The organism is Solwaraspora sp. WMMD937 (assembly GCF_029581175.1).
Lineage (GTDB): Bacteria > Actinomycetota > Actinomycetes > Mycobacteriales > Micromonosporaceae > Micromonospora_E.
Genome location: NZ_CP120738.1, coordinates 1,668,169 through 1,688,171, shown reverse-complemented (window position 1 = coordinate 1,688,171; position 20,003 = coordinate 1,668,169). Strand labels below are relative to the sequence as shown.

At 71.4% G+C, this 20,003-nt stretch carries 16 protein-coding genes, 1 tRNA gene and 1 pseudogene; 4 read left to right on the top strand and 14 right to left on the bottom strand.

The features are described from left to right. Window positions 1-13: 13 nt before the first annotated feature. A complete protein-coding gene (locus O7621_RS07350; protein ID WP_282233319.1) occupies window positions 14-1,225 on the bottom strand; it encodes a cytochrome P450 in 1,212 nt (403 codons plus the stop codon). Window positions 1,226-2,331: 1,106 nt separating this feature from the next. Between O7621_RS07350 and O7621_RS07345 the strand changes: the two genes are divergently transcribed. The 3 genes from O7621_RS07345 to O7621_RS07335 are packed head-to-tail and all read left to right on the top strand — an operon-like array spanning window position 2,332 to window position 5,606. Continuing rightward, complete coding sequence (locus tag O7621_RS07345) at window positions 2,332-3,549, top strand: cytochrome P450 (protein WP_282233318.1); 1,218 nt, start codon at window positions 2,332-2,334, stop codon at window positions 3,547-3,549. Between the two features lie 47 nt (window positions 3,550-3,596). After that, window positions 3,597-4,784 carry a DegT/DnrJ/EryC1/StrS family aminotransferase gene (locus tag O7621_RS07340; RefSeq protein ID WP_282233317.1) on the top strand — a complete coding sequence of 396 codons (1,188 nt, stop codon included), beginning with the start codon at window positions 3,597-3,599 and terminating at the stop codon, window positions 4,782-4,784. Between the two features lie 39 nt (window positions 4,785-4,823). Beyond that, window positions 4,824-5,606 carry an alpha/beta fold hydrolase gene (locus tag O7621_RS07335; protein ID WP_282233316.1) on the top strand — a complete coding sequence of 261 codons (783 nt, stop codon included), beginning with the start codon at window positions 4,824-4,826 and terminating at the stop codon, window positions 5,604-5,606. Here O7621_RS07335 and O7621_RS07330 read toward each other — a convergent pair. The 3 genes and pseudogenes from O7621_RS07330 to O7621_RS07320 all read right to left on the bottom strand — a co-directional run bounded on the left by O7621_RS07330 (window position 5,563) and on the right by O7621_RS07320 (window position 6,547). Further along, window positions 5,563-5,841, bottom strand: a complete 279-nt coding sequence (locus tag O7621_RS07330; RefSeq protein ID WP_282234829.1) for a hypothetical protein — start codon at window positions 5,839-5,841, stop codon at window positions 5,563-5,565. The two genes, O7621_RS07335 and O7621_RS07330, sit on opposite strands and share 44 nt — an antisense overlap. Window positions 5,842-6,171: 330 nt before the next feature. Further along, window positions 6,172-6,218, bottom strand: a pseudogene (locus O7621_RS07325) (hypothetical protein); the annotation flags it as partial. 253 nt (window positions 6,219-6,471) lie between these two features. Next, window positions 6,472-6,547 (bottom strand) — tRNA-Thr (locus O7621_RS07320). Window positions 6,548-6,670: 123 nt separating this feature from the next. Here O7621_RS07320 and O7621_RS07315 point away from each other — a divergent pair. Continuing rightward, complete coding sequence (locus O7621_RS07315; protein ID WP_282233315.1) at window positions 6,671-8,452, top strand: metallophosphoesterase; 1,782 nt, start codon at window positions 6,671-6,673, stop codon at window positions 8,450-8,452. Between the two features lie 27 nt (window positions 8,453-8,479). Here O7621_RS07315 and ricT read toward each other — a convergent pair whose 3' ends face one another. From ricT to O7621_RS07265, 10 genes are all read right to left on the bottom strand, one after another. Further along, a complete protein-coding gene (gene ricT / locus O7621_RS07310) occupies window positions 8,480-9,313 on the bottom strand; it encodes a regulatory iron-sulfur-containing complex subunit RicT (RefSeq protein WP_282233314.1) in 834 nt (277 codons plus the stop codon). Between the two features lie 235 nt (window positions 9,314-9,548). After that, window positions 9,549-10,280 (bottom strand): hypothetical protein, encoded by a 732-nt coding sequence (locus tag O7621_RS07305; RefSeq protein ID WP_282233313.1) that lies wholly within the window; start codon window positions 10,278-10,280, stop codon window positions 9,549-9,551. Then, window positions 10,280-10,618 carry a hypothetical protein gene (locus O7621_RS07300; protein ID WP_282233312.1) on the bottom strand — a complete coding sequence of 113 codons (339 nt, stop codon included), beginning with the start codon at window positions 10,616-10,618 and terminating at the stop codon, window positions 10,280-10,282. The genes O7621_RS07305 and O7621_RS07300 overlap by 1 nt, the downstream gene beginning before the upstream one ends. Before the next feature lies 1 nt (window position 10,619). Continuing rightward, window positions 10,620-10,946, bottom strand: coding sequence for a YbaB/EbfC family nucleoid-associated protein (locus O7621_RS07295; RefSeq protein WP_282233311.1), 327 nt, complete (start codon window positions 10,944-10,946; stop codon window positions 10,620-10,622). Window positions 10,947-11,042: 96 nt separating this feature from the next. After that, on the bottom strand, window positions 11,043-12,248 hold the full coding sequence (locus O7621_RS07290) for a DNA polymerase III subunit delta' (RefSeq protein WP_282234482.1): 1,206 nt from the start codon (window positions 12,246-12,248) through the stop codon (window positions 11,043-11,045). A gap of 29 nt (window positions 12,249-12,277) precedes the next feature. Continuing rightward, on the bottom strand, window positions 12,278-14,356 hold the full coding sequence (tmk, locus tag O7621_RS07285; protein ID WP_282234481.1) for a dTMP kinase: 2,079 nt from the start codon (window positions 14,354-14,356) through the stop codon (window positions 12,278-12,280). A 202-nt stretch (window positions 14,357-14,558) separates the two neighbouring features. After that, window positions 14,559-15,236, bottom strand: coding sequence for a TetR/AcrR family transcriptional regulator (locus tag O7621_RS07280; protein WP_282233310.1), 678 nt, complete (start codon window positions 15,234-15,236; stop codon window positions 14,559-14,561). Between the two features lie 240 nt (window positions 15,237-15,476). After that, entirely contained in the window at window positions 15,477-18,413 is a 2,937-nt protein-coding gene (gene topA / locus O7621_RS07275; RefSeq protein WP_282233309.1) for a type I DNA topoisomerase, read from the bottom strand. Between the two features lie 354 nt (window positions 18,414-18,767). Next, window positions 18,768-19,448, bottom strand: coding sequence for a hypothetical protein (locus O7621_RS07270; RefSeq protein ID WP_282233308.1), 681 nt, complete (start codon window positions 19,446-19,448; stop codon window positions 18,768-18,770). Beyond that, window positions 19,439-19,984, bottom strand: a complete 546-nt coding sequence (locus O7621_RS07265) for a hypothetical protein (protein WP_282233307.1) — start codon at window positions 19,982-19,984, stop codon at window positions 19,439-19,441. Before O7621_RS07265 ends, O7621_RS07270 begins: the two co-directional genes overlap by 10 nt. Window positions 19,985-20,003: the final 19 nt, after the last annotated feature.

Sequence of the window (20,003 nt, the reverse complement as noted above, 5' to 3'; positions counted from 1 at the left end):
TCGTGGAGCTGGATCACCACCTCACCGGTAGGGCCACGAGGCTCCGTACCATCATCCCCCGGTGCCATTCGAGTTCGTTCTCCTTGACCGCTAGGCGAAGGTTGGGAAGTCGTCTGACCAGAGCTCCGATGGTGGCCTGGATCTCCAGTCGGGCGAGGCTGGCACCAATGCAGAAATGCGGGCCGTGTCCAAACGCGATGTGCGCATTGGGTTCGCGGTCGAGGACGACGTCGGCGGCGTCCGGGAAGGCGTCATCGTCGAGGTTGGCGGAGGTCAAGGAGAAGATCACGGCGTCACCGGCACGGATGGTGGCCCCGTTGAGTTCCATGTCCTCGGTGGCGATGCGGGTGGGCCCCACTGTGGCCCACATCGGAGCGACGCGGAGCAGCTCCTCGACGGCTGTCGGGATCAGCTCGGGCCGGGCGCACAGGGTCTCGTACCGGGTCCGGTCGCGCAGCAGGACGAACAGGTGCGAGGCGATCTGGCTGGCGGTTGTCTCATGGCCGCCGACAAGGAGGCCGCCGGTGAGCATGATCAGCTCTTCCTCGCTGAGCCGGTCGCCATCGTCGCGGGCCTCGATCAGTGCACCGATGAGGTCGTCGGTACGGTTGGCGCGGCGGTGCGCGAGTAGGCCGCCGAGGTACGCCACGAACTCCTGGACGGCCTGTTCGACCTCGTCGTCCGAGTAGCGGGTGCTGGACATCAGGGCATCGCTGAAGGCCCGGAAGATGGGCTGCTCCTCGGTGGCGACCCCCATCATCTCGCAGATGATCGTGACCGGGACGGGGAGGGCGATCTGGCGTACGAGGTCCGCTGGCGGGCCGGTCTCGATCACGTCGGCGACGAGTCGGTCGGCGATCTCGGCGACCCGGGGGGCGATGTCCCGGACGCGTTTCGGGGTGAACGCGGTGGCGACGAGGCGGCGCAGCCGGGCGTGCGCCTCGGGGGGCATACCCATCAGCCCGTCCGCCTCCTGAATTCGGGGGGAGGCGCGGGGCACGTCCCGGCCGGCGCCGGCGGCGATGCTGAGCCGCGGGTCGGAGAGCGCCTTCTTGGCGTCGGCGTGCCGGGTGACCAGCCAGGCGTCCCCACCGCCGTAGGGCATGCGGACGCGGGCGACCGGCTCCTTTGAGCGCAGGTCCCCGTAGGTCGGGTCGACGGTGAGGTCGGCGCGGTCGCTGAAGGGGTAGAGCCGTAAGGATCCGGCTGTTACGGGACACTTCATGGCTGCTTCTCCTCCAGAAAGGGGCCGTCCTGTACCGATCTTGACAAGTTCCCTCCCTGAGAGCCCGCCCTTTCCCGACAGCCCGCCCTTCCCCGATTCACCCAACATGAGCCAGCGACACGCTGTCACGAAATCACAGAGGACTATGTCAGGTCCCGTAATTTAACTAACCGAACCGCCTGTGACAATCGCTACATTCGATCTCCTTCGGGCGCACTCTCAGCGTTGGAGACGGCACTATGTCAAGTCCAGCCTTGCGGCTGCGGGCACCGGGCCGTAACTTTCAATGCCACGGAACGGTTCTCGGCATGCCCCCCCCCGACAGCTCGGCCCGGTGCACGGTTCGACGCCAGCACATCGACCGCAACGGCACACATTGCAGGCTATCTTCCGCCGTAGCTGGTTTCGATTCGTTTTCGCGCCTACCAACGTCCCGAAAAGAGTCGCCATAACCGGCACACCTACCGATCCCGGCAACCGCTACTGTCAGCCCGTCGAATTCTGGCAAGGTTGAGTTCCTCCCCACCCTAAAAGACGGAAATCCCCTCGGTCGCCCTCGGGGTTTCCTGTTTCGTCGACGACCGCCCGTCCGAGAGGAGGACTCCCGTTGATGTCTGACACCGCCTCCACAGGCGATCACGGAGAGTCTTCCCAGGGCGCCGCATGCGGAGCACAGCCGGGTCGACGGGAACCAGCGGTCCACGACCACCAGGTCTCGGCCGTACCAGTCGGCCTTGTCCGCCAGCATGGTCCGGAACTGCCGCAGCGCCTACTGCAACGGCACCGACGAGACCTCGGTGAGGAAGGCGAACTCGTCGGTCGCCTCGGTGCGGACAGCCAACGCCATGTGGTAGATCGGCCGGACACAACCGAACGTCCGGGCAAGCTCGGCCGCCTACCCCAGGGTGGTGTAGAGGCGGTACCGGAACGCCCACTTCACGGTCCCGGGAACAGTCCACAATCTCGCAATCCGGTCGGGAAACCTGGGGTGGCGTGTGGATGGACGCCGATCCGCCCTGGCGGCAGATCGGCCTTCCCTGTCCTGCTCCGCAAGAGTTCCGTTTCCTCCCCGACCTGACGGCCGACGTATCCACGGAAGGGCTCCGATGACGCAGACGGACAACGCAGCCGCGCCACCGCTCGACATGCCCAAGGGCGCGGACGCCCAGGGGCTGCTGGACTGGTTCGCCTACATGCGGGAGCACCGTCCCGTCTCCTGGGACGAGACCCGGCAGGCCTGGCACGTGTTCAACTACCGGGACTACCTGACCGTCACCGCCAGCCCGCTGATCTTCTCCTCGGACTTCAGCCCGGTCTTCCCGGTTCCGCCGGAGCTGGCCCTGCTCATGGGGCCAGGCACCATCGGCGGCATCGACCCGCCCCGACACGGTCCGATGCGTAAACTGGTGAGCCAGGCGTTCACCCCCCGGCGGATCGCCCAGATGGAGGCGCGGATCGAGATGATCACCGCCGACATCCTCGAGCAGGTTCGCGGCCAGGAGCGGATCGACATCGCCGCCGACCTCGCGTACCCGCTGCCGGTGGCGGTCATCGCCGACATGCTGGGCATCCCGAACGAGGACCACGAAAAGTTCCGCGAGTGGGTCGACATCATCCTCAGCAACGAGGGCCTGGAGTACCCGAACCTTCCGGACGACTTCACCGAGACGGTCGGCCCGGCCATCGCGGAGTGGTCGGAGTTCCTCTACGCCCAGATCGCCGAGAAGCGGGCCCGGCCGCAGGACGACCTGATGAGCGGGCTGCTGGCGGTAGAGGTCGAGGGCCGCAAGCTGACCGACGAGGAGATGGTCAACATCGTGGCGCTCCTGCTGACCGCCGGGCACATCTCCAGCGCCACGCTGCTCAGCAACCTCTTCCTGGTACTGGAGGAGCACCCGGAGGCGCTGGCGGCCGTCCGCGCCGACCGCAGCCTTGTCCCCGGTGTGGTCGAGGAGACCCTTCGCTGGCGATCCCCCTTCAACTGCATCTTCCGGCTGCTCGCCGAGGACACCGAGATCTTCGGCCAGCCGATGCGCAAGGGGCAGATGGTGATCGCCTGGATCGCCTCCGCGAACCGCGACACCGAGGTGTTCACGGACCCGGACCTCTTCGATATCCGGCGCGAGTCGAACAAGCACCTGGCCTTCGGTTACGGCATCCACCACTGCCTGGGCGCGTTCCTGGCCCGACAGGAGGCCAGGGTCTTCCTCAACCACGTCCTCGACGAGTTCAGCGAGTTCACCATCGACCACGACGAGGTCGAGTTCTACGACCCGGACCAGCTCACCGCGCGGCACCTGCCTGTCCAGGTGGTCCGCGGCTGATCGCCGTCGGCCCGCTGACCTGCCCGACCCCACGCACGGAACCCGAGGTGACAGTGGAGGTTCCCTTCCTCGACCTGGTTGCGGCCAACGACGAGGTACGGGCCGACCTGGACGCGGCGTACGCGCGGGTGTCCGCGTCGGGCCGCTACCTGCTCGGTCCGGAGCTGGCGGCGTTCGAGACGGAGTTCGCGGCGTACTGCACGGCGCGGCACTGCGTCGGGGTGGGCAGCGGGCTGGACGCGCTGGTGCTGGCCCTGCGGGCGCTCGGCGTCGGGCCGGGAGACGAGGTGATCGTGCCGGCGCACACGTTCATCGCGACGTGGCTGGCGGTGTCGGCCACCGGTGCCCGCCCGGTGCCGGTGGAGCCGGGCGGGTCCAGTTTCGGCATCTGCCCGGAGCGGTTGGCGGACGCGCTCACCCCGCAGATCAAGGCGGTGCTCGTCGTACATCTCTACGGGCACCCTGTCGACCTGAACGCGGTGCGGGCGGTCGCCGACCGGTACGGCGTACCGGTGGTGGAGGACGCGGCGCAGGCCCACGCCGCCACCTACCGGGGGCGGCCGATCGGTGCCGGCGGGGTGGTCGCGTTCAGCTTCTACCCAGCGAAGAACCTCGGCGCGCTGGGCGACGGCGGCGCCGTGGTCACCGACGATGCGCAGCTCGCCGAGCGGGTCCGGCTGTTGCGCAACTACGGCTCCGCACGCAAGTACGAACACCAGGTACAGGGCGGCAACTCGCGGCTGGACGAGTTCCAGGCGGCGGTACTGCGGGCCAAGCTGCCGTACCTGGACGAGTGGACCGCGCGACGGGACCGGGTGGCCCGGCGGTACGCGGAGGCGCTGAGTGAGGTGCCCGATCTCGTCCTGCCCACCGTCGCGCCCTGGGCCACGTCCGCGTGGCACCTGTACGTGATCCGGACCCGGCATCGTGAGCTGTTGCGGGGTCGGCTGGCCGAGGCCGGGGTGGAGACGCTGGTGCACTACCCGACCCCGGTGCACCGGTCCGGCGCGTACCGGGACACCGAGACGGTCCGCCGGGCCGGCCCGTTACCACTCAGTGAACGCCTCGCCGAAGAGGTCCTAAGCCTACCCATCGGCCCCCACCTGTCCGGCGAGAGCGTCGAGATGGTGGTCTCCGTGGTCCGCGCCGCCCTGACCGACGTGGCGGCGCAGGTCGGGGCCGCATCGTCCCGGTCGGTGCGCCGGGCCGCCCCCACCAGGTCACCGACCACCTGAGCACCGCGTCATCGAGGAAATCGAGGAGCGTCCACCTTCATGTCCCGGGCCGCCGATTCACCCGAGCTCTGGCTGCGTCGTTACCAGCCGGACAACGACCCCGCCGTACGGCTGTTCTGCTTCCCGCACGCTGGCGGCGCAGCCAGCGCGTACCTGCCGTTCGCGCGCCGGCTGCCGGCCACGGTGGACGTGGCGGCGGTCCAGTATCCGGGCCGGCAGGACCGCCGGGACGAGCCCTTCGTCGACTCCATCGACGCCCTCGTGGAGCGGCTGCTGCCCATCCTGCTCGCCGCGGCGGACCGGCCGATCGCCTTCTTCGGACACAGCATGGGCGCCACGGTCGCCTTCGAGGTCGGTCGGCGGCTCCCACCCGCCGCCGCCGACCGGCTGGTCCACCTCTTCGCCTCCGGCCGGCGCAGCCCGGCCACCCCCCGCCACGACCGGTACTACCACGCAGACGACGAGCTGATCGCGGAGATCCGCCGGCTGGAGGGCACCGACTCCAGCCTGTTGGCCGACGAGGAACTGCTGCAGATGGTCCTCCCGGCGATTCGCAACGACTATCGAGCGGCGGCGACCTACGACTACCGCACCGGGCCACTGCTGCGCTGCCCGGTCACCGTGCTCACCGGCGACAGCGACCCTAACGTCACGGCCGAGGAGGCGGCGGCGTGGGCCGAGGTGACGACGGCAACGACGGTGGTCCACACCTACTCCGGCGGGCATTTCTACCTCAACGGCCAGATCGACGCGGTCTGCGGGCGGGTCACCGCCGTGCTCAAGGCGCTGACCCCGGCGCGGACCGGCGGCGTCGGCGGCTGAGGTACTCCTCCCGCCCGGCCGTCACACCCGCGTGGAGCCGGTCGCCGACCCGAACGTCGGTCAACTGGGCGCAGAGGGTGTCGGCGTCCACCGGGCCCGCCGGGACGCACGCGGTGAACCGCAACGGGTCGGCGGGGCGCGGAACCGGCTCCTCCCGGAGGCGGCGCAGCCGTTCGTTGGCGTTGCGGGCCTTGCTGAACGCCGCCGCACCCTTGCGGGAGATGGACCGGAGCATCTCGCCGGCCCGCTCCGCGAGGTTGGTCTGCCGGTCGACCTCGGCCAGCCAGTCCGCATACGCGCGCTCCCAGGCGGCCCGGGAGGTGGCCTTTCCCCGCAGGTAGTTGGCGTAGCCGTCCCCGTACCGGCGCGGCGGCCAGGGTGGCCGCGAGGGCGAGCCGGGACCGTTCCCCGCCGGAGAGGGTGTCGACCGCCCGGTCCCGGTCGAGGTCGGGCAGGCCGAGGCCGTGCAGTGCTGCGTCCACCCGGGCGGCGGCCGCGTAGCCGCCCCGGGCTTCGAACTCGGTGAGCAGCGTGCCGGAGCAGGGTCGACTTGCCCGACCCGTCCTCGCCGATGACACCGACCCGCTCCCCCAGCTTGACGGTGAGCGACACCCGATCCAGGACGACCCGTTCGGGGTAGCGCTTGGTGACCTCGTCAAGGACGAGTTGCGAGTCGGGTGACGACGGGCAAGTCCGCACGAGGGAACTCCTGCTTCGGGCTGGGCCGAACAGCCTCAGTCAACCACGCGGCCGTCCGCCACGCGTCGTGGAAGGCTCTGCCGCGCGGTCGCGGCCACCGCGTCCCTGGAAACCTGACCGGCGAAGAGATGCCCTGACCAGCAGGCCTGCTGGTCAGGGCATCTGTTGGAGCCGCCTGACGGAATCGAACCGTCGACCTACGCATTACGAGTGCGTCGCTCTGCCGACTGAGCTAAGGCGGCAACGATCAACCAGTGTACGGCACCGGGCGGAGATCACGCCGGGCGGCCGAGAGGCACCGACGGGACAGCCGAGGGCCGGCCACGGGTGACAGGCGTCGATGACCGACAGTAGGCTCCGGACGTGTGACGGACGAACCGAGCACGCCAGCCCCAGCCGCCGGCCCAGCCGGCGCCAACCCGGCCGGCACCGGGCCGGTCGATCCGGCCCCACCCGCCGCCGAGCATCACCGGCCCCGGTCGCTGGACCCGAGGGAGCTCGGCTTCACCCCCCGACCCCCGGTGCCCTGGCTGGCCCCGATGCTGCTGCTCAGCACCGGCCTGCGCACCCTGCTGGCGACGCTGTTCGGCGCGTACCTCGACAAGCGGGAACTGCAGGGCGCGCTCCCCGGCGACGTGCACCACCACGACGCCGTCGACGGGGAGCTGTGGATCGACTACGTGGCCGACCTCGGTGACGGCTTCCCGGCGACCTACTCGCTGGCGTACCTGCTGGCGCAGCCGGAGCTGGACGTCGACGGCGCCGGCCGGCTGCGCCGCGGCGACCTGCTGGTGATGGGCGGCGACCAGGTCTACCCGGCGGCCAGCGGCGAGGCGTACGAGGACCGGAGCAAGGGGCCGTACCAGGCAGCCTTCCCGAAGCCGCCGGCCGGGCAGCCGCGACCGACGCTGTACGCCATCCCCGGTAACCATGACTGGTACGACGGGCTCACCGCGTTCCTGCGGCTGTTCGCCCGTCGGCGCGACGCCACCATCGGCGGCTGGCGGACCGAGCAGAAACGGTCGTACTTCGCCACCCGGCTGCCGAACGACTGGTGGCTGTTCGCCATCGACGAGCAGTTCGGCGCGTACCTGGACGACCCGCAGTTGATCTACTTCGAGAAGGCGTCCGAGCAGCTCAAGCCGGGTGACCGGGTGATCCTGGCGGTGCCGGAACCGACCTGGGTCAAGGCGGTCGGCGACCCGCATGCCTACGACGCGGTCGACTACTTCCTGCGTACGGTGATCAAGCCGACCGGTGCCCGGGTGCCGCTGATGGTCTCCGGCGACCAGCACCACTACGCCCGGTACGCCAACCCGGACCGGCAGTTGATCACCTGTGGCGGCGGCGGCGCCTACCTGTCGGCGACGCACAAGCTGCCCGAGCGGATCACCGTACCGCCGGTCGACACCCTTTCCCGCAACGCCAGCCCGCAACTCGACTACGAGCTGGCCGGCCGCTACCCGGAGGCGGCCCGGTCCCGCCGCTACAGCTGGGGGATCTTCCACCGGCTGCCGCGCCGCAACCCGGGCTTCGCCACCCTGCTCGGCACCCTGCAGACGCTGCTGATGCTGGCCGTCGCCGGGGTCATCGTCTCCTGGGCCGATCCCGACAACCAGCGACTGTTCAGCATCCCGCTGGTCGCGATGGTGGTGCTCACCCTCGCCGCGTCGGTGGTCTTCGCCAAGCCGCCGAGCGCCAGCGGTGTCCGACATTCCCGGCACTGGCTGCTCGGGCTCGGCCACGGTGTCGCGCACATCGCGCTGGCCTGGGTCGGTGCGCTGATCTGGCTGGAGCTACCGTTCGTCGACTGGCCCTGGCCATTGCCGGTGGTCGCCGCCGCGGTCGTCTACGGCCCGGTCGCCGGGCTGGTCGCGAGCCAGTTGACCGCCGGTTACCTGGTGCTGGCCGGCGCGTTCGACGTCAACCTCAACGAGCTGTTCGCCGGGCAGGGCATCGAGGACTCGAAGTGCTTCATCCGGATGCGGATCGCCGCCGACGGGTCGCTGACCCTCTACCCGGTGGCCGTCGACCGGGTGTGCCAGCGCTGGCGGGCCGACCCGCAGGCCCCGCCGCACGCCCCGTGGATCGTGCCGGAGCAGCCGCTGGCCACCCGACTGGCCGAGGAACCGATCACCATCCGCTGAGCCGGCGACGTCCGGTGAGCCGCGAGGTCAGCCGTACGCCTGGTCGTGGGCGCGGCGCGGACCGCAGACGTCGGCCAGGGCGCACCGTTTCACCGCCCCGTCGGAGATCTGCCGTACGGTGACCGACTCGCTCGGCGGATGCCGCGACACCACCTTGGCCGGCCCGTCCGGGGTCTCGACCCGCTGACCCGAGGTGGGGTAGTTGCCGCTGTCCGCGTACAGCGGATGCTCGTACTTGAGGCAGCACATCAGCCGGCCGCAGGCGCCGGAGATGCGCAGCGGGTTGAGCGGCAGATCCTGGTCCTTGGCCATCCGGATGGTCACCGGCTCGAAGTCGGTGAGGAAGGTGGCGCAACACAGGTCCCGGCCGCAGGAGCCGATTCCGCCCTGCACCCGGGCCGAGTCGCGGGCCGACAACTGCCGCAGCTCCACCCGGCAGTGCAGGGTCGCACCGAGGTCACGCACCAGCGACCGGAAGTCGACCCGGTGCGGTGCGGTGAAGTAGATGGTGGCCCGGGCGCTGTTCAGCGACCCCGGCTCCAGTACGTGGTCGACGGCGACCACCTTCATCGGCAGCCCATGCTCGCGGATCAGCCGCTTCGCCGCGACCTTCGCCTCCGCCTTGCGTTTGCGTTGCACCTCGTCGCGGTGCAGGTCCTGCTCGGTGGCCAGCCCGGCCAGCCGGGGAAACCCGTCGGTGGGATCGTCGACCCACTGCGGGGCCCAGACGCACTCGGCGACCTCGGTGCCGTCGTCGGTGGGCACCAGCACCTTGTCGCCGACCGCCGGTCGCAGATCACCGGGGTCGAGGTAGAAGAGGCGCCCGTACCGGTTGAAGCTGACCGCGCAGAGCATCCCCATGGCCCTACCCTACGTCGACCTTCCGGCATCGAGAAGGCAGCCGGCGGCAGCCGATCCGTCGGATGGGCCGGCTGAACGGGTGAATGTGCCGGGCGGCCCGCAACCTGTCCGGGTCGGCCGCGTTCCCTCCGGTATCAAGAGCCTGCGGGGGGTGCAGGGAAAGGCCACGGCGTCGCAGCCGGAGCAACAGGCGAAAAGCCGTGCTCCTGAGCGCGGCGCCGTTGCCTGTTCCGGGTCAGTAGCGCAGCCGGATCGTCCCGTCTGATCCAACACCCGGGCTGGCGACATCGGCAGGCCGGGACCCGCCGGCCGGCGCCAACCGGGGCCGCCAGCGCTCCAGCAGGTCCTCGCCCCGCTCGGTGATCTCCAGGATCGCGGTCAGCACCGCCGCCGCGATCGTGGCGGCGGCGTCGGCCGCCACCGACCCCGACGGTCCGACCTGCCCAACCGCGGACCACCCTGGGCCGGCGTCGGCGGCGGTCCGTACGGTGACCGCCTCGGCCGAGCCCAGCGCCTCGGCCAGCACTGCGGCCAGCCCGGCCCGGCTCAGCGCTGCCCAGCCGGCGACCGCCTCGGCATACCCGGCGGTGGCCGTCAACCGCCCGGCCAGGCTGTCCGGGTCGGCAGCGCCACCGCCACCACCACCGCCGGTCAGCCGGGTGGCGAGGGTACGGCGTGCCGCGTCGTACGCCTGGGCCGCCGGTCCGGACCAGTCGAGCCGGCCGGCCAGAACGTCGACCGCTTCGGCGTACCCGTCCAGTTGCGGGCGGAGCGCGGCGCCGGCGGCGGCCAGCGGCTCCGGGCGCACCGCGACGAACGCGTCCACCGCGTCACCGGGCAACGCCCGTACCTGGCACAGCAGCGGCCAGACCGGATGCCCCGGGGGCGCGCCGTTGCCGACGAGCAGCACGTCCACCCTGGCCAGCAGATCCCGGGCCGGGGCGGCGACCCGGTCCAGCACGTCCATCAGCTGCCCTCCGTCGACTGCCGGCGGCGGGCCGTCAGGTCGACGTCCCGGTACGCGCCGACCACGGACCGCAACCCGGCTGCGGTGTCAGCGAGCCGCCGGCCGGCGTCGTCCGCTTCAGCCGCCCGCTGCGCCACCGCGTCCCGCCACTGCCGGCCCAGCGCGGCGGTGAGCGCGCCCAACCGGCCGGCCGCCGCCGCCTGCGGCCCGCCGACGGCGGCGCCGCGTAACCCACGGTCGGTGGCGTCGCGCAGCCCGGTCAGTTGGCTCGCGGTGCCAGCCAGCTGGTCGGCGCAGCGCGTCAGCTCGGCGGCGATCAGCTGCACGGTGGTGTCCATGTCAGACCTCCCGCAGCGACGGGTGGGCGCTGAACGTCTCGGCCCACAGTTTCTCGCGCGCCCAGCGGGCGGCGTCGGCGGCCGCCGCCACCGTGGACCGCACCGCGCCGGCCAGTTCGGTGTTGCTCCGGGTGTGCAGTGGACCGAGAATCCGCACGTCGGTCACGGTGCCGGCGGCGTTGACCACGATCTCGACGGACCCGTCCGGCGAGCGCACCGTCACCTCGACGGCGTGCACCGCCTTGTCGAACTCGACCTGCCGGGCCTCGATCTGGCGGTACCGCTCGACCGCGTTCTCGATCCACGCCTCGTCGATCTGCCGTACCACGGGGTCCTCACCATCGTCGGCAAGCGGGCACAAACCGGTCTGCACCCTACGTACGGATGGGGCTGCGCTACGGCACCGAACCGTACCGGCAGTGACCTAGCCGCGCCAGAGGCTGAGCATCATCGCTTCGACGGCGATCCGTGGCTTGACGTTACCGGTGATCGCTTCTCGGCAGCTCAGCACTGCTTCCAGCCGGCGCAGCGCCGACTCCGCTGTCCACTTTTCGGCAGCTGCGCCGGTGAGCCCGGCGATGTCGGTGTGCACCGGGGCCACCGGAGCCCGCAGCGCGGAAACCAGTACGTCCCGGTAGAAGCCGGCCAGATCGACCAGCGCCCGGTCCAACGCGTCCCGCTGCGCCCGGGTGGCCCGGGACTTCTGCCGCCGCTCCAGCTCCTTGATCTGCCCGGCGGTCCCCCGGGCAGCGCCGGCGGCGCCGCGCCCGGTACCGCCGGCACCCAGCGCGGTCTGCAGCGCCGTACGCTCCGCCGCGTCGATCTCGGCGACCGCCGCCTCGGCCTCCGCCTCGGCGGCGGCGATCAACGCCGACGCGGCGTCGAAGCAGGCTCCGACCGTGGTCAGCCGGCGCGGCACCGCCAGAACGGCGTCCCGGCGCTCCCGCGCCTGCTGGTCCTGGGCCAGCCGGCGGGCCCGGCCGACGTGCCCCTGCGCGGCCGCCGCCGCCCAGGTGGCGGTCTCCGCCGGTACGCCGTCCCGCTCGGCCAGCACCTGGGCGACCGCCTCGGCCGGCGGCTGCCGCAGGCTGACCACCCGGCAGCGGGACCGGATGGTCACCGAGATGTCGTCCGGGTGGGTGGACGGCGTGCAGAGCAGGAACACCGTCCTGGGCGGCGGTTCCTCGATCGCCTTGAGCAGCGCGTTGCCGGCCGCCTCGGTGAGCCGGTCGGCGTCCTCGATCACCAGCACCTGCCAGCGTCCGGCCGACGGGGTACTGGCCGCCCGCAGCACCAGCGCGCGCATCTCGCCGACGCTGATCGACAGGCCGTCCGGCACGACGAACCGGACGTCGGCGTGGGTACCGGCCCGGGTGGTGTGGCAGCCGGCGCACCTGCCGCAGCCCTGCCCGTGCAGGCACTGCAGCGCGGCGGCCAGCGCGCGGGCGGCCACCGACCGCCCGGATCCGGGTGGCCCGGTGAAGATCCAGGCGTGGGTCATCGCCCCGGCCGACGGCGGCGGGTCGCCGTCACCGGCGGCGAGCAGCTCGCCGGCTGCCGCTGCGGCCCGGCGCAGGGTCTGCACGGCCTCGTCCTGGCCGACCAGGTCGGCGAAGACGTCAGCGGGCATGCTCGTGGTCGTCACGTCGGTCGCGGTCGTCACGTCGGTCGCCCCGCTTCGGCGTCGGCTTTCGGCTCGGCGTCGGCTTTCGGCTCGGCGTCGGCTTTCGGCTCGGCGTCGGCTTTCGGCTGGGTGACGGCGACGGGTGCCGCCGGGTCGGCCCGGCCGGTCAGCACCTCGACCCGGTCGAGCACCGCGCCGCGTACCTCGTCGACGCCCCGGGTGGCGTCCAACACCAGGTAGCGTTTCGGCTCGGCGGCGGCCAGGTCGAGGAACGCGTACCGGACCCGTTCGTGGAACGCCAGCGACTCGCTCTCCAGCCGGTCGGCACCGGCCCCGCGCCGCTGCGCCCGGTCCAGGCCGGCCCGTGGCTCGATGTCCAGCAGCACGACCAGGTCGGGTTTGAGGCCGCCGGTGGCCCAGGAGGAGAGCCAGGAGACCTCGTCGACCGGCAGGGTCCGTCCGGCACCCTGGTACGCCAGCGACGAGTCGACGTAGCGGTCGCTGACCACCACCGCGCCCCGGGCCAGCGCCGGCCGGACCACGGTCGCCACGTGGTGGGCCCGGTCGGCGGCGTACAGCAGGGCCTCCGCGCGGGGCGACGGCGCGTCCGGGCCGCCGTCGAGCACCAGCCGGCGGATCTTCTCGCCGAGGCCGCTGGCCCCCGGTTCGCGGGTCACCACCACTTCCCGGCCCCGCTCGCGCAGCGCCTGCGCCAACGCTGTCACCTGTGTCGACTTGCCGGCGCCCTCGCCGCCTTCGAAGACGACGAAGACCCCGTTGGCGGTGAACGGCTCCGCCGACGTCAACGGCCGCCCCCTGATCGACCCCCACAGGTCGGCCAGGACCGGAACGCCCGGTTTGTCATCCATCTGGCGGAAGGCGCTGAGCCCGGCGAAGATGCCGAACACCCCGGCGAGCAGCAGCAACAACCGGGTCGAGGAGAACGAGACGCCCAGGTTGGCGATCTGCAGCTGGCGGGAGCCGCCCACGCCGACCAGCACGCTGCTGACCGAGATTGCCAGCATCAGCACCACCCGGGTGCCGGTCTGCACCACGGCGAAGACCCGGCCCCGGACGTCGTCGGCGATCTCCCCGCCGAGCAGGGTGATCCCGGCCAGGAACGCCATCCCGGCCGCCGCTCCGACCAGGACCGCGCCGAGGATGGCCATGGACAGATGGATGGACAGAGCGAGGATCAGCACCGAGCCGCTGGCCAGCACGATGCTGAGCCCGAACCAGCGCCGCCGGGACAGGTCGCGCACCACCGTCGGGCCGAGCCCGATCCCGGCGCCCAGACCGACGAAGATCGCCGCGAAGAGCAGGTAGAACGCGGCGTCACCGGCGCTCAGCGAGGCGGTGAAGAATTTCGCGGTGCCGATCACGATGCCGCCACCGGCGAACGCGCCGAAGATGCCCAGCACCAGGCCGCGGACCAGCGGGGTCTGGCCGATGAACCGCCATCCCTCGACGAACTGCCGGATAAGGCTCTGATCGGCGTGCCCGGCGGCGCCGGCCCGCCCGCTGATCTCCTTGATGCCGTAGAAGACCACGATCGCGGTGGCCAGTCGGGAGGCGGCGTTGAAGAACAGCGCCAGCTGCGCCGGCTCCGCCCAGGATGGCAGATCGGTCACCGTCGCCGCCCGGACGGCGGCGTCGAGGACGGCCAGGCTGATCGCGGCGAGCACCGGGGTGAGCCCGTACGTGGCGATCAGGGTGAGCTGGTTGGCGATCTCCAGCCGGGCCTTGGGGATCAGGTTGGGGACCGCCGCCTCCTTCGCCGGGATCCAGATCAACGTGACCGTCTCGATCAGGAAGATCGCGATTGCCGCCCAGGCGACCGTGAGTGCGCCGCTCGCTCCGAACATCGGCAGCAGCGGGATGGAGGCGAACAGCACGAACCGGAGCAGGTCGCAGATGACCATCGTGTAGCGGCGGTCGAACCGGTCGGCGAGCACCCCGGCGACCGGGCCGAGGACCAACGCCGGCAGCAGCCGTACGGCGATGACACCGCCGAACGCCGCGCCCTGCGCCGCACCGCCGGAGACCTGCCCGGCCGCGAAGATCGAGGTGGCGAGCAGGCCCAGCCAGTCGCTGAACGAGGCGACCCCGAGCACGATCCACAGCCGCCGGAACGGACGGATACGCAGCACCGAACGCAGCGCCGGCAGACCGGACAGGTCGACCGGGGCGGCTGCCTGATCGGTCGGCGGTGTGTCGGGCGCACCACCGCGCTGCGACCTGGTGGCGTTGTCGTCGATGACCGTTCCTCCCCGTCGGCCCGGCGGCGGGGCCCCGGTCACACTCTAATCCCGGCGCTCACCCGGGTCGGTCACGGTCACCGTCGCGGTCACGGTCACCGGCCGCGGCGGGGTCGACGTGGCGGTGCAGGTATTCGCGGATCAGCGCCTTCGCTTCGCGCAGTACGCTCTCATCGCCCTCGGCGGTACGCCGGAACGCCAGCTTGATCAGCGCGTCGGCAGCCTCCACCGCGATCTGCAGCGCGAACCGCAGCCGGGGTTCGTCCGGGATGCCGAACCGCCCCACGAGTACCTTGGCCAGCTCACTGGCGATCACCGCGTTGTTGTCCCTGCTCTCGTCCAGCAGCCGTACGTCGACCACGTCGCCGAAGTGCAGGGTGCGAAATCCGGGCACCGTCCGGTGCATGCAGATGTACTCGTCGATGCCGGCGGCAACACCGTCCCACCAGTGGTCGAACTCGCCGCCGGTGAACCGTTCGTTGAGCCGCTGCACGTACGCCTCGATGTTGCGCAGCGTCAGCGCCTGCACGATCGCCCGCTTGTCCGGGAAGAACTGATAGACGGAACCGATGGCCACCTCGGCTCTTTCGGCGAGCAGGGTCGTCGTCAGACCCTCGTAGCCAACCTCGTCCACGATCTCGGCGCACGCGTCGAGCATGCGCTGGACCCGGGCGAGACTGCGCCCCTGGACCGGCACCCGCCGCAGCGGGCCACTGGTGACGGCTGGTGTCGACACTCGTCCCACTCCTTCCGAGAAAGATCCCCCGCGCGTCGGAACCACCGTCGGCAGCAGTGAGATCAAAAACGTTACTCGGATTAACGAGCGAAACGGATATCGGTATTCACCTGTCCCAGATCATCCTGACCATGAAGATCATTTACGAAGATCATTCATGACAATCTGGCCGGCGGCGGACCACCGCCGGCCAGGAGCACGGCCAGGAGTCATCTGCCCGGCGTGCGGTCTGCGGCGCGGTCAGGAGTCGTCGGACTGGTCTGCGGCCCGGCTGGCGGTGGCCTTCTTCGGCGCCGCCTTCTTGGCCGCGGTCTTCTTCGCACCGGTCGCCTTGGCGGTGGTCGCCTTGGCCGCGGTCTTCTTCGCACCGGCGTTCTTGGCGGTGGTCTTCTTCGCCGGCGCTTTCTTCGCCGCCTTCTTACGCGGCGCCGGGCCCTTCGCCCGCTTTTCGGCCAACATCTCCGATGCCTGCTCGATCGTCAACGACTCGGGCGTCTGGCCACGCCGCAGCGAGGCGTTGCTCTCGCCGTCGGTGACGTACGGGCCGAACCGGCCGTCCTTGATCACCAACGGGCGTTCGGTGAGCGGATCCGCGCCCATCTCCCGCAACGGCGGCGCGGCGGCCCGCCGCTGCCGGGTCTTCGGCGCGGCGAGCAACGTCAGCGCCTCGTCCAGCGAGACGGTGAACAGCTGTTCCTCGGACTCCAGCGACCGGAACTCGTCGCCCTTCTTGACGTACGGGCCGTACCGGCCGGCGGCGGCGAGCACCTCGGCACCGTCCGGTGCCACCCCGACCACCCGGGGCAGCGACAGCAGCCGCAGCGCCTCGGCGATGCTCAGCGTCTCCGGTGACTGGGAGCGCAGCAATGAGGAGCGGCGCTCGCCACTGGCGACGTACGGGCCGAACCGGCCGGACTTGAGCACGATCGGCTCGCCGGTCTCCGGGTGTTCGCCGAGCTTGCGCTCGCCACCACCGCCGAGGAACAGTTCGTTGATCTTCTCCGGGGTCAACTCGTCCGGCGCGATCCCCTCCGGCAGCGAAACGCGGTCCCCGCCGGCTCCGGCTGCCGCCCCGTCCGCCTCGTCGCCGCCACCGGCCGCCGGCTCGGCACCGCCGGCAGCGCCCGCTGTGGGCGCGGCCGCTGAGCCATCACCGGTCGCCCCGGCCGCCGCATGGTCGGCACCCTCCGTGTCGGGCAGGAACCGCTGCAGGTACGGACCGTAGCGGCCGACCCGGACGACGACCTGACGGCCCTCGTCGTCGACACCGAGCGGGATCGAATTGACGCTGCGGGCGTCGATCTCGGCGAGCTTCTCGGTGACCAGCCGCTTGAGACCACCGGAGCGGGCGACCGACTCGTCCCCCGCGGTGTCACTGCCGAAGTAGAACGAGGTAAGGAAGTCCACTGCCTGGTGGTCGCCGGACGCGATCTCGTCCAGCTCGTTCTCCATGCTGGCGGTGAAGTTGTAGTCGACCAATCGCGGATAGTGCCGCTCCAGCAGCCCGATCACCGCGAAGGCCAGGAACGACGGGATGAGCGCCTGGCCGCGTTTGGCCACGTACCCCCGGTCCTGGATGGTCTGCATGATCGACGCGTAGGTGGACGGGCGCCCGATGCCCAGCTCCTCCAACGCCTTGACCAGGGAAGCCTCGGTGTAGCGGGCCGGCGGCTGGGTGCTGTGCCCGACCGCCGCCAGCTCCCGCGCGGTGAGCGGCTGGTCCCTGGTCAGGTTGGGCAGCCGGCGCTCGGCGTCCTCCGCCTCGGCCGACTCGTCGTCGGAGGACTCGACGTAGGCGCGCAGGAAGCCCGGGTCGGTGATCGTCTTGCCGGTCGCACCGAAGTCGCAATCCTCGCCAGCGGTCGAGACGGCCCGGATCCGTACCGAAACGCTGGAACCCACCGCGTCGGTCATCTGGGACGCGATGGTCCGCCGCCAGATCAGCTCGTAGAGCTTGAACTCCTCGGCGGACAGTTCGTTGGCCAACTCCCCGGGGGTGCGGAACTGGTCACCGGCGGGGCGGATGGCCTCGTGCGCCTCCTGGGCGTTCTTCACCTTGCCGGTGTACCGGCGCGGCTCCGGTGGAACGAAACGGTCGCCGTACAGCTCGGCGACCTGGCTGCGGGCGGCGGCGATCGCCGTTTCCGACAGGTTGACCGAGTCGGTCCGCATGTAGGTGATGTAGCCGTTCTCGTACAGCCGCTGCGCCGTGCGCATCGTCTGCTGCGACGAGAACCGCAGCTTACGGGCCGCTTCCTGCTGCAGGGTGGAGGTGATGAACGGGGCGTACGGCCGCCGGCGGTACGGCTTCTCCTCGACCCGGGTGACGGTGAACGGCCGACCGTCGAGCCGGGCCGCCAGGCCCCGCGCCCCGTCGCCGTCCAGGTGCACCACCGACGCCTCCGGGCGGACCCGTCCGGTGCTCGGCTCAAAATCCTTGCCGGTGGCGATCCGGTCGCCGCCGAGCGCGATCAGGTTGGCGGTGAACGAGCGGGGTCCGTCGGCGTCGGCCGCCGGCTGGCCGGTCACCGCCAGGGTGGCCTGGATGTCCCAATACTCGGCGGTACGGAACGCCATCCGCTGCCGCTCGCGCTCCACCACGATCCGGGTGGCCACCGACTGCACCCGGCCGGCGGACAGCCGGGGCATCACCTTCTTCCACAGCACCGGCGAGACCTCGTAGCCGTACAGCCGGTCCAGGATCCGCCGCGCCTCCTGGGCGTCGACCAGGTTGCGGTCGATCTCCCGCGGGTTGGCCACCGCGGCCCGGATGGCTGCCCGGGTGATCTCGTGGAAGACCATCCGGCGCACCGGCACCTTGGGCTTGAGGGTCTCCACCAGGTGCCAGGCGATTGCTTCGCCCTCGCGGTCCTCGTCCGTGGCGAGCAGGACCTCGTCGACCTCCTTGGCCAGCTTGGTCAACTTGGCGATCTGCTGCTTACGGTCGGCCGAGACGACGTACAGCGCGGCGAAGCCGTTGTCGACGTCGACGCCGAGCCGTGCCCACGGCTCCTTCTTGTAGCGGGCCGGCACGTCGGCGGCGTTGCGCGGCAGGTCCCGGACATGCCCGAGGCTCGCCTCGACGACGTACCCCGGGCCCAGGTAGCCCGAGATCGTCTTGGCCTTCGCCGGCGACTCGACGATGACCAGACGGCTGGTTGAGGTGTTGCTCGGCACGTCTCTCCTGACCTCGACCCACTCGGACCGCCCGGCGACAGGCGGCGGCCCGGATCGACCGGCGCCCGCCACGACAAGCGGGCGGGCGACGGTCACGATGTCCAACGTAACGCGAACCCGGGGCCGGTGGAGCACACGCACCCAAGCCTTCGGCCCGATTTGCGTCGGTCGTCCGGTTGGTTCACCGCAGCCGGTCCGCAGCCCACCCGATGCTGAACCAGCTCGTTCCTACCGCACCAACGGCGACACGGTACACCCACGGGCCGGCGTGACGTGGCGCACCGCACCGCAGCAGCCGCTGGCGTCGGTCGATGTTCCGGCTGTTCTGTCAGCGATCAGACAGCGATCGTGTCGTCACGCCCAGCCGTCCTCGGGGGCGGCGGCGGGCCGGTCGCCGAGCAGCTCGGCCAGTCTGGTCAGCCGGCGTCGGCCCACGATCCGGTACGCCGGACCGCCGGACCGGGCATCGAGCAGCACCGCCGGCAGCCCGATCGCGGCGAGCGCGGCACCCACCTGGGGCCAGTTGTCCGCGTCCGACTCGGCCAACCGCAACCGGTAGCCGAGCGGGTCCTTGGCGCCGGCCGCCGCCGCCCACAGGCGCAGCCGCTGACCGGCCAGGTGGAAACCGGTCGGCGGCCGCTTGACCAGCCGATCGTCCTCGCCACGCACCGGCCCGGCCTCCGGCAGGTCGGCGTCCGGTTGGTCCGGCGCCGGCGGATGCAGCCAGGCCGCGCCCAGCCGGGCCAGCACCGCCGTGTACGCCGTCCGCACCGTCAGCCGGCCGTCCGGCAGCTGACGCCAACTCGGCGCCAGCCCACGCCGCCGGAACTCAGCAACCAGCACGTGCACCCGCCAGGCCGGCTCGACGTCCACCGACACCCGCACCGTGCCGCCCATCCGGCTGATCCGGCCCGGACCGGCGAGCAGACCCGCCAGGTCGCCCGGCGTCGGATCCGCCGCCGCCACGCCGAACAGCGACAACTGCCGGGCCGTCGGGGCGCCGGCGGAGGAGTCGGTCGGCGGCGTCAGCGACACTCCGGGACCTCGTCGAAGGCCCGATTGAGCTCCGCGGAATCCAGTGAGCTGGTGTCCAGCGCGCTGCGCTGGTAGTCGTCGGTGAGGGTGGCGAGCACCGCCTCGACCCCGTCGTAGAAGCTGTCCGCCGGTCCGGTGGCGTCCAGCCCGGCGATGCCCTCCTCGGCCTTGCCGTACGCGTCGCGCACCGCGCCGAGCGAGTCGGCGAACCCGCTGGCCACCTGCTCACCCTGGTCCGCGTCGGGCACCCCGGCCTCCACCACCCGGACCCGGGCGGTCTCGGTCGCGGCGGCCGCGCCGGACAGCAGCCGGACCAGGTTCTCCTGCGCCTGCGCCGGCGTCGTCTGCGCGGTCATCTGCTGCTGGGTACTGCTGGTCAGATTGCTGATCTCCGCCCGCCACGGACGCAGCGCGGTGCACACCTCGGCCGCCCAGACGACCGGGCTGGGCCCTCCACCGCAGCCCGACAGCGTCAACGCCACGGCAGTGAGCACCACTGCGATCCGGGCAGTGGACACCACGCGGCGCGCTCCCATGCTGTGCAGCGTACGCACC